Source organism: Streptomyces antioxidans, assembly GCF_000968685.2.
Classification (GTDB): Bacteria; Actinomycetota; Actinomycetes; order Streptomycetales; family Streptomycetaceae; genus Streptomyces; species Streptomyces antioxidans.
The window spans coordinates 1-9,698 of record NZ_LAKD02000175.1 but is presented as its reverse complement, the minus strand read 5'-3'; the positions used below and the strand labels follow the sequence as shown (position 1 = coordinate 9,698).

At 74.5% G+C, this 9,698-nt stretch carries 7 protein-coding genes; 2 read left to right on the top strand and 5 right to left on the bottom strand.

The annotated features are described in order from the left end of the window. The 5 genes from VT50_RS37245 to VT50_RS37225 all read right to left on the bottom strand — a co-directional run. The coding region (locus VT50_RS37245) for a glycoside hydrolase family 6 protein (protein WP_167396658.1) at window positions 1–925 on the bottom strand (925 nt) is incomplete at its 3' end. A gap of 169 nt (window positions 926–1,094) precedes the next feature. After that, window positions 1,095–2,246 carry an XdhC family protein gene (locus VT50_RS37240; RefSeq protein ID WP_046087527.1) on the bottom strand — a complete coding sequence of 384 codons (1,152 nt, stop codon included), beginning with the start codon at window positions 2,244–2,246 and terminating at the stop codon, window positions 1,095–1,097. A gap of 76 nt (window positions 2,247–2,322) precedes the next feature. After that, window positions 2,323–4,782, bottom strand: coding sequence for a xanthine dehydrogenase subunit D (pucD, locus tag VT50_RS37235; RefSeq protein WP_078840797.1), 2,460 nt, complete (start codon window positions 4,780–4,782; stop codon window positions 2,323–2,325). Between the two features lie 2 nt (window positions 4,783–4,784). Beyond that, window positions 4,785–5,399, bottom strand: coding sequence for a (2Fe-2S)-binding protein (locus VT50_RS37230; protein ID WP_046087526.1), 615 nt, complete (start codon window positions 5,397–5,399; stop codon window positions 4,785–4,787). After that, a complete protein-coding gene (locus tag VT50_RS37225; RefSeq protein WP_046087525.1) occupies window positions 5,390–6,280 on the bottom strand; it encodes an FAD binding domain-containing protein in 891 nt (296 codons plus the stop codon). The genes VT50_RS37230 and VT50_RS37225 overlap by 10 nt, the downstream gene beginning before the upstream one ends. 309 nt (window positions 6,281–6,589) lie before the next feature. Between VT50_RS37225 and VT50_RS37220 the strand changes: the two genes are divergently transcribed. Next, on the top strand, window positions 6,590–8,464 hold the full coding sequence (locus VT50_RS37220) for a PucR family transcriptional regulator ligand-binding domain-containing protein (RefSeq protein ID WP_046087524.1): 1,875 nt from the start codon (window positions 6,590–6,592) through the stop codon (window positions 8,462–8,464). 339 nt (window positions 8,465–8,803) lie between these two features. After that, a complete protein-coding gene (locus tag VT50_RS37215) occupies window positions 8,804–9,685 on the top strand; it encodes a hypothetical protein (RefSeq protein ID WP_240529476.1) in 882 nt (293 codons plus the stop codon). Window positions 9,686–9,698: the final 13 nt, after the last annotated feature.

Genomic DNA, 9,698 nt, shown 5'->3' with positions numbered 1-9,698 from the left:
GGGTCACGGAGTCGGGGGTCACGGAGTCGGGGGTCACGGGGTCGGGCGTGGGTAGCGGGGGCAGCTCGGGCAGCGTGCTGGGCTGCCCGGCGGAGGGCCCGGGGTCGGGGCTCTGGGACGCGGAGGGCCCGGGGGCGGCGGCCTGCTGGGGCTTCTGGGGCGTGGGTGCCAGGAGCTCGGAGGCCTCGGGGCGGGAGTCGCTGGACTCCGGGTCGGTGGACTGCACGGCCTCCTGACCGGTGCCGGAGGCGGCCGGTGCGGTGGGCGGGGCCGTGGTGGCGTCGGGGTCGGGCAGCGGCGGCAGCTCGGTGGGCGATGCCTCGGCGGCGGGCTGCTCCTCGGCGGCGGGCTGGTCTTCCGCGGCGGGCTGCTCGGGCCGCGGCTCGACGGCGGTCTCTTCCGCGTTCGAGGCGTCCGCGCAGTCGGAGGGCAGCAGCGCCAGCGAATCGGGTTCGAGGACGATGAGCACCTTACTGTCGCCGATGCCCTCGGCGACGGCGTCGATCCACGCCTGGTACGCGGCGAGGCCGTCCGCTCCCCCGCCCGAGTAGCTGCCGCAGTCACGGCCCGGGACGTTGTACAGCGCCAGGACCGGCAGCGTCCCCTGTCGGCCCGCGCTCCCCGCCGTCCGGCGCACCAGCCGCGTGACCTGCTCCGGGGTCTCGTCCCCGTACCAGACCGCATGCGGCGTCCGCACCATGGAGAGGAGCCCCGCGGAGCCGCGGAAGTCGCCCCGCCAGGCGAGCCGGGCGACCTGGCGGTAGGAGTCCCGGTCGGGGGGCGGGGCGTAGAGGCGGGTGGTGCGCGGGGACTCGTCGTCGTCCTCCGGCACGGCCGCGCTCACCACGGGGCTGATCAACAGGGGCAGGGTGGCCGCGGCCACGACGGCCGTCGACACGGTGAGGATCTTGCGTCTCTTACGCACGTGCGCACTCCAGGGGCGGCAGGACCAGGTCGGTTTCTGACTCTCACTCAGAAACCGGCACCCGGCAAATGAACCCCCGGCCAGATGGCGGAGGGTTTTTCCCGCTCAGGAGTGGCCTTATGTCAGACGATCGTTCTGTGATCTGATGTGATTTCAGGCGACTGTGATGTCAGGCGACCGAGCCGATCCGGTCCGAGGGCGCCCGGGTGTCGTGGTGGATCGGGGTGCTGGCACCCGTCAGCGGCATTCCGCTGCCGCCCCGCCGGTTCGCGACGATCTCGCCCGCGATGGACAGCGCGGTCTCCTCGGGCGTACGGGCGCCGAGGTCCAGCCCGATCGGAGAGCGCAGCCGGGCCAGCTCCGGCTCGCCCAGACCGGCCTCGCGCAGCCGCCGCAGCCGGTCCCGGTGGGTGCGGGCGGAGCCCATCGCGCCGACGTACGCCACGGACAGCCGCAGCGCCCGCTCCAGCAGGGGCACGTCGAACTTCGGGTCGTGGGTGAGCACGCACAGCACCGTACGGCCGTCCACCCCGGTCCGGTCCAGATAGCGGTGCGGCCAGTCGACGACCACCTCGTCGGCGTCGGGGAAGCGCGGCCCGGTCGCGAAGACCGGACGGGCGTCGCAGACCGTGACGTGGTAGTTCAGGAACTTCCCGATCCGCACCAGCGCGCTCGCGAAGTCCACGGCGCCGAAGACGATCATGCGCGGTGGTGGCACGCTGGACTCGGCGAGCAGCGTGACGGGCCGCCCGCAGCGGCTCCCCTCGGCGCCGATCTCCACGGTCGCGGTGCGCCCGGCGTCCAGCAGGGCGCGGGCCTCCGCGGCCGCCGTACGGTCCAGCTCGGGGTGGCCGCCCAGGGTGCCGTCCCAGCCGCCGTCCGGGCCGACGAGCAGGGCGCGGCCCAGCAGTCCGGGCGGGCCGTCCACGATCCGGGCCAGCGCGGTCGTCCGGCCCCCGGCGGCGGCGGACGCGGCGGCGGCGAACACCGGACGCAGCCCGCGGTCGGCCGCCCGCACCGGGCTGACCAGGACATCGATGACCCCGCCGCAGGTCAGGCCGACCGCGAAGGCGTCCTCGTCGGAGTAGCCGAAGGTCTCCCGCACGCTCTCGCCGGTGCGCAGCGCCTCCTGGCACAGCTCGTACACCGCGCCCTCGACACAGCCGCCGGACACACTGCCGACCGCCGTGCCCCCGGCGTCCACCGCGAGCGCCGCGCCGGGCAGTCGGGGTGCGCTGCCGCCCACGGAGACCACGGTGGCGACCGCGAAGTCCCGCCCCTCTTCGCACCAGCGGTGCAGCTCAGCGGCGATGTCCAGCATGGTGATCAGCTCCTCGGACGGCCGTGTGCAGGCCAGCTCTCTTCGCGTCAACGCACCGGGCCCGGGAATTCTGCCCTCAGCCGCCGGCCGGATGTGTCAGATGTGTCAGCTGGGTCAGATGTTCCGGGCGGACGGGCACGCGCCTGAGGGGGAATCCCGTGGCGGCGCGGATGGCGGCGACCACGGCCGGGGTGGAGGAGAGCGTGGGCGCCTCGCCGACGCCGCGCAGCCCGTACGGCGCGTGGTCATCGGCCAGCTCGAGCACCTCCACCGGCATGGCCGGGGTGTCCAGGATGGTGGGGATCAGATAGTCCGTGAACGACGGATTGCGCACCCGCGCCCCGTCCGCCGAGACGACGATCTCCTCCATCACGGCCAGCCCTAGCCCCTGCGTCGAGCCGCCGTGGATCTGTCCGACGACCGACAGCGGATTGATCGCCTTGCCCACGTCCTGCGCCGCCGCCAGCTCGACCACCTTGACCAGGCCCAGCTCGGTGTCCACCTCGACGACCGCGCGATGGGCGCAGAAGGAGTACTGCACATGGCCGAAGCCCTGTCCGGTGCGCAGATCGAACGGCTCGGTCGGCCGGTGCCGGAACTCCCGCTCCAGGTCGATCGCCCCGTCGCCGAGGATCCCGGCGAGATCGCCGATCACCTCACCGCCGTCGGTGACCACCTTGCCGTCCGCCAGCCGCAGCCGTTCGGGCTCCGCCCAACCGGGGTGGGAGGCGCCGAACCGCTCCCGGCCGCGCCGCAGCACCTCGGCCCGGACCGCCTCGCAGGCGTGCTTGACGGCGCCGCCCGTCATATACGTCTGGCGGGAGGCGGAGGTGGAGCCCGCCGAACCGACCCGGGTGTCGGCCGGGTGGAGGGTGACCCGGTCGACGCCCAGCTCGGTGCGGGCGATCTGGGTGTGCACGGTGACCCCGCCCTGGCCCACCTCGGCCATCGCGGTGTGCACCAGGGCCACCGGCTCGCCGCCGATCACCTCCAGCCGGATCCGGGCCGTTGAGTAGTCGTCGAAGCCCTCGGAGAAGCCGACGTTCTTGATGCCGACCGCATAGCCCACGCCGCGCACCACGGCCTCGCCGTGGGTGGTGTTGGACAGCCCGCCCGGCAGGGCCCGTACGTCCACCGGGCCGCCCGCCGTCTCCCAGGCGCGCTCGGGCGGCATCGGCAGCGCCTTGACCCTGCGCAGCAGTTCGGCGACCGGGGCCGGGGAGTCGACCACCTGCCCGGTGGGCATGGTGGCGCCCTGGGACATGGCGTTGCGCTGCCGGAACTCCACCGGGTCCAGGCCGAGTTCGGCCGCCACCGCGTCCATCTGCGCCTCGTAGGCGAAGCACGCCTGGACGGCGCCGAAGCCGCGCATCGCACCGCAGGGCGGGTTGTTGGAGTAGAGGGCGACGGCCTCGACGTCCACGTTCTCCACGACGTAGGGGCCGATGGACAGGGAGGCGGCGTTGCCGACCACCGCCGGGGAGGACGAGGCGTACGCGCCGCCGTCCAGGACGATGCGGCACTGGACGTAGAGCAGGGTGCCGTCGCGGGCCGCGCCGTGTTCGTAGGTGAGCTTGGCGGGGTGGCGGTGGACATGGCCGAAGAAGGACTCGTACCGGTTGTAGACGATCTTCACGGGCCGTCCGGTGCGCAGCGCCAGCAGGCAGGCGTGGGCCTGCATGGACAGGTCCTCGCGCGCCCCGAACGCCCCGCCGACGCCGGACAGCGTCAGCCGCACCTTGTCGGCGGGCAGCCCGAGGACCGGGGCGAGCTGGTCGCGGTCGACGTGCAGCCACTGGGTGGCGATGTAGAGGTCCACCCCGCCGTCCTCGGCGGGCACCGCGAGCCCCGACTCCGGGCCGAGGAACGCCTGGTCCTGCATGCCCACCTCGTAGTCCCGGCGGACCACCACATCGGCGCGGGCCCGGGCGGCGGGGACATCGCCGCGCCGGATGGGCTGGCGGTGCACGATGTTCGGGTGCGGGACGTGGGAGGCGTGGTGGTCCCGGCGGCCGGGGTGGAGCAGCGGGGCGTCCGGCGCGGTCGCGGTGGCCTCGCCCACGACCAGCGGCAGCTCCTCGTACTCCACCGCGATCCGGGCGGCGGCGCGGCGCGCGGTCTCGGGGTGGTCGGCGGCGACGATCGCGACCGGCTCGCCGTGGTAGCGGACCCGGTCCTTGGCGAGCACCGGCTGGTCGCGGATCTCCAGGCCGTAGTGGGTCCCGGCGGGCAGATCGTCATGCGTCATGACGGCGTACACCCCGGGCAGGGCGAGCGCCGCGGCGGTGTCGATGGACCGGATCGCGGCATGGGCGTGGGGGCTGCGGAGGGTGAAGCCCCACAGCATGTCCTCGTGCCACAGATCCGAGGAGTACGCGAACTCCCCGGTCACCTTGAGGGTGCCGTCGGGGCGCGGGGCGGACTCGCCGACGGTCCCCCGGGGGGCGCCGGTGGCCTGGGTGAGGGAGGTGGGGGCACTGGCGGTGCGGTCGGCTGCCACGCCGGTGGGGGCATTGAGGGTGCGGTCGGCTGCCATGGTCAGGCCCCCTCCCCGGTGCGGGCGGCCGCGAGCCGTACGGCGTCGAGGATCTTCTCGTAGCCGGTGCAGCGGCAGAGGTTGCCGGAAAGCGCCTCGCGGATATCGGCGTCGGAGGGCTCGGGGTTGCGCTCCAGCAGCTCATCGGCGGCCACGAGCAGCCCGGGCGTGCAGAAGCCGCACTGAACGGCACCCGCGTCGATGAACGCCTGCTGGACGGGGGCCAGCGGGGCCCCGACGACCTGCCCGGGGCGGGATGGCCCGGGCCCCGTGGAAGGGTCCGCCTCGGGCTCGCCGGGCTGGTCCGCCTCGGGTTCAGCGGGGCGGACGGCTCCGGCCGCCTCGGCGGCACGGGTGACGGACCGCTGCCGGGCGTGGTCCGCCAGGCCCTCCACGGTGACCACTTCGCGGCCCTCGGCCTGCCCCGCCGCCACCAGGCAGGCGCATACCGGCACCCCGTCGAGACGGACCGTGCAGGAACCACATTCGCCCTGCTCACAGGCGTTCTTCGAACCGGGAAGCCCCAGCCGCTCGCGCAGCACGTACAGCAGGGACTCGCCCTCCCAGACGTCATCGGCCTCGTACGGCCGCCCGTTGACCGTCATGTTCACGCGCACTGTGCGGTCCTCCCCTCTCCCCCGCGATACGCCTCCCAGGTCCAGCCGAGCGTGCGGCGCGCCATGACCCCCACCGCTTGGCGGCGGTAGGCGGCGGTGCCGCGCACGTCGTCGATCGGGTGGCAGGCCCCGGCGCACAGCTCGGCGAAGCGCCGGACGGCCGACGGCTCGAGGGGGGCGCCGCTGTCCCAGAAGCCGCCCTCCTCCAGCGCCCCGCCCAGGAACTCCTCGGCCTCGAGGGCCCGTACGGGCGTGGGCGCGGCCGATCCGATGCCGGTGCGCACGGTGCGGGTGCGCGGATGGAGCGCGACGGCGAAGGCGCAGACCGCGATCACCATGGCGTTCCGCGTGCCGACCTTGGAGAACTGCTGCGGGCCTTCCGCCTTCCGGATGTGCACCGCCCGGATCAGCTCATCGGGCTCCAGGGCGTGGCGCTTGACCCCGGTGAAGAACTCCTCGACCGGGATCCGCCGGGTGCCGCGCACCGACGCCGCCTCCACCTCGGCCCCGGCCGCCAGCAGCGCGGGGTGGGCGTCCCCGGCGGGCGAGGCGGCTCCGAGGTTGCCGCCGACGGTGCCGCGGTTGCGGATCTGCGGTGAGCCGACGGTGTGCGCGGCGAGCGCGAGACCCGGCAGCTCGGTCCGGAGCTCCTCGATGATCCGGGTGTACGGGACGCCCGCGCCCAGCCGGACCGTACGGTCGGTGGCCTCCCACTCGGCCAGTTCGGCGACGCGGGTCAGATCGAGCAGGTACTCGGGCCGCCGGTGATCGAAGTTGATCTCGACCATCACATCGGTGCCGCCCGCGATGGGCACGGCGGTGGGGTGCTCGGCCTTCGCGGCGAGCGCCTCCTCCCAACCGGCGGGGCGCAGGAAGTCCATGGATCAGTCTCTCTTCTCGAATCGTCGGCGTCGTCGGGCGTCGTCGGGCGTCGTCCGGGGTCGTCGGGGGGAGGGGCTGTCGTCGGGTGGGGGCCGTCGTCCGGTGGGGACTCCCCGCACATGGTCTCCAAGAACCCTGCACACGGCTCAACGCCAGTAGACCGAGCTGTGGGCCACATGGTGCAGTCACCAAAGACATGAAGCAATTGGCTGGCCAGCGGGCGGGTCTTGTAGATTCGAACGAACGGCGGGGACCGGAAACCTCGCGGTATTCGACCGGCAACACGGAACAAGATCGGCTGGCATCCCATGCGGCTGCGCGCACTGCTGGAGAACGACACCCTGGGGCTGCGTCTGCTCGGCGGCGAGGACGAGCTGGACCGCACCGTACGCGGTGTGATGACCACCGATCTGCGCGACCCCAGCCGCTATCTCTCGGGCGGCGAGCTGGTGCTGACCGGGCTCGCCTGGCGGCGGGAGCCGGAGGACTCAGAGCGCTTCGTCCGCATCCTCGCGGCGGCCGGGGTGGCGGGTCTCGCGGCGGGCGAGGCGGAGCTGGGCGCCGTGCCCGAGGATCTGGTGCTGGCCTGTGGCCGCCACCGGCTGCCGCTGTTCTCCGTGGTCGAGGACGTCGCGTTCGCCACGATCACCGAGCATGTGGTGCGCCAGGTCTCGGGTGAACGGGCCGGGGATCTGGCGGCGGTCGTGGACCGGCACCGCCGGTTGATGACGTCCGGGCCCGCGGGCGGCGGCCCCGAGGTGGTCCTGGACCTGCTCCGCTCGGACCTGGACCTGACCGCGTGGGTGCTCTCCCCCACCGGCCGCCGGATCGCGGGCCCGACCGCCGGGGCGGCCCCGGAGCCGCCCGCAGCGGTCCGCGCCCAGCTGGCGGGCGAGCAGCTGGCCGCCCGGCGCGACGGGCGGCGCGGCCCGCTCCGGCTGATCGCCGCGGACGGCGTGACGTACTCCCTCTTCCCCGTCCGCAGCGGCGACCCCGGCGACGATGTGCGCGAGACCGTGCTGTCCGACTGGGTGCTGGCGGTCGGCGCGGACGCCGACGAGTGGCCGGAGGAGCGGCTGGATCTGCTCTACGGGGTCACCCAGCTGATCGCGGTCGAGCGCGACCGGCGGAACGCCTCCCGTACGGTGCGGCGCAGACTCGCCCAGGAGGTGCTGGAGCTGGTCCAGTCGGGCGCGCCGCCCGCCGAGATCGCGGCCCGGCTGCGGGTGGCGGCCCCGGTACTGCTGCCGGGCCTCGGCACGGCGCCGCACTGGCAGGTGGTGGTGGCCCGGGTGGAGTGGGGCATCACGGCGGAGCGGGAGCACGGCGCGGGCGGCGGGACGAGGGGCAGCGGGGACGGCGGGACGCGGGAGGGCGCCGCGCGGGACGGGAGCGCGCGGGCCCCGGGCACACGGGACCGGGGCGCACAGGACCGGGCCGTTCGGGAGGGCTCCTCGCCGGACGGCAGGGCCGTCCCCGGGGGCATCTCCGGAGGCCCGGTCGCCCAGTCGCTGCTGGAGGAGATCCTGGTCGACCCGTACGCGACCGGGCCGGAGCCCTCGGACCGGATCGCCGTGGCGCACACCGGTGACGAGGCGGTGGCGCTCGTACCGCTCCCGGCACTCAGCGACGGCCCACCGGACAGTGCGACGGACCACCACCCGGATACGGATCGCCCGGATACGGAGGGGGTGCACGCCGACGCGCTGCTCGCCGCCGTCCGGGAGCCGCTTTCCCGGGGTCTGGACGGCGACGGCCGGTTGACCCTGGGCGTCAGCGCCGCCGTGCACTCCGCCGACGGGCTGCGCGGCGCGCTGGAGGAGGCCCGGCACGCCCGGCGCGTCGCCGCCGCGCGCCCCGGGCGGGTGTGCGCGGCCGGGCATCAGGAGCTGGCCTCGCACGTACTGCTGCTCCCGTTCGTCCCGGACGATGTGCGGCGCGCCTTCACCGCCCGGCTGCTGGACCCGCTGCGCGAGTACGACCGGCGCCACCGGGCCGAGCTGATCCCGACCCTGGAGGCGTTCCTGGACTGCGACGGCTCCTGGACGCGCTGCGCCGCCCGCCTCCATCTGCACGTCAACACGCTGCGCTACCGGGTCGGCCGGATCGAGCAGCTGACCGGGCGCGAACTGTCCCGCCTGGAGGACAAGCTGGACTTCTTCCTCGCCCTGCGCATGAGCTGACCGGACAGCGAAAGCGAAGCACTGAGGCCCTCGCGAGAGCGCCCCCAGAGGCGTCTGCGGGGACGCCCCGGGCGCGCCTCCGTACTCGACCGCAGGGAGCCGCCCACGGAACCCGCGAAGGCACCCGGAGCACACCCCCGCGCTCCAACCCCAGGGAGCGCCCGCGGGAGCCACCCACAGGAGCGCCCACCGGAGCGCCCGCAGAGGCGCCCGCAGGAGCGCCCGTGAAGGCGCCCCGGGCGCACCCCCGGGCGCGCCTCCGTGCTCCACCGCGACATCACCCTCGCCAGGGGTTTGTGAATTCATTCACACCAACCTCTTGGCCGGGCCCGCGCATTCATGCTGAGATTCGCCCACGGCTTCCGGCTCGATGGCGCGCTTGGGGAGGGCAATGTGGCGGACACCGCCATGTCACCACCTGGATCGTCAGGTTCCCATTCCGAGGTAAGAACGGGGCGCGGGCTCGACCCGCTTGTGGACGACCCACTCGACACGGCGGTATGGCGGCTGCGCTCGCGCGGCTGCTGGAAGGACGCCGCCGAGCTGCTCGCCCCACGAGCCGCGGGCGACGCCTCGGCCGCGCTCAGGCGCAGCGTCGTCCTGACCGAACGGTGCATGTACACCTCGACCGGCTGGGACGCGGCCGAGGACGCCCTGCGGTTGGCGGAGGCGCTCGCGCTCACCGACACCGAGCGCGGCGCGACCGCGTGCGAGCGGGGCTATCTGGCGTACGCGTCCACGCTGCTCGGGGTGCGGGACCGGGCCGACGAGGCGCGGACCGCGCTCGGCCGCGCCGCCGCGCTGCTCTCACCGGGCTCGCGGATCCGGCCGCTGCTTGACTTCCGGCGCGGGCTGATCTCCCAGCACCTCGCCCACAACCCGACCGGCGCCCTGGCCGCCTTCCAGCGCGCCCACGCGGGCGCGGCGGCACACGGCGACACCCTGCTGCGCTCGTTCACCTGGCGGCACCTGGCCGCCATGGCGGAGGCGGACGGCGATCTGCCCGAAGCGCGACACGGCTTCGCGGAGTCGCTGCGGATCCGTGAGGAGCTGGGCTACCTGGTCGGCATCGCCCCGGCCCTGGCGGCCCTGGCCGACGTCGAACCCGACCCCGACGAGGCCACCCGCCTCCGCACGGAGGCAGGCCGCCTGGTCCGCCTCCTGGGCGGCGTCCCCGTCTGGCTCGCGGACCAACTGTCCCCCGGGACCACGGCCGACTGACCCCCACCCGACC

Coding starts and splice junctions, on each gene's coding strand:
- pucD (WP_078840797.1), bottom strand. CDS start 4,782: ATGGCAGCCGACCGCACCCTCAATGCCCCCACCGGCGTGGCAGCCGAC.
- VT50_RS37220 (WP_046087524.1), top strand. CDS start 6,590: ATGCGGCTGCGCGCACTGCTGGAGAACGACACCCTGGGGCTGCGTCTG.
- VT50_RS37240 (WP_046087527.1), bottom strand. CDS start 2,246: ATGCTGGACATCGCCGCTGAGCTGCACCGCTGGTGCGAAGAGGGGCGG.
- VT50_RS37215 (WP_240529476.1), top strand. CDS start 8,804: ATGCTGAGATTCGCCCACGGCTTCCGGCTCGATGGCGCGCTTGGGGAG.
- VT50_RS37225 (WP_046087525.1), bottom strand. CDS start 6,280: ATGGACTTCCTGCGCCCCGCCGGTTGGGAGGAGGCGCTCGCCGCGAAG.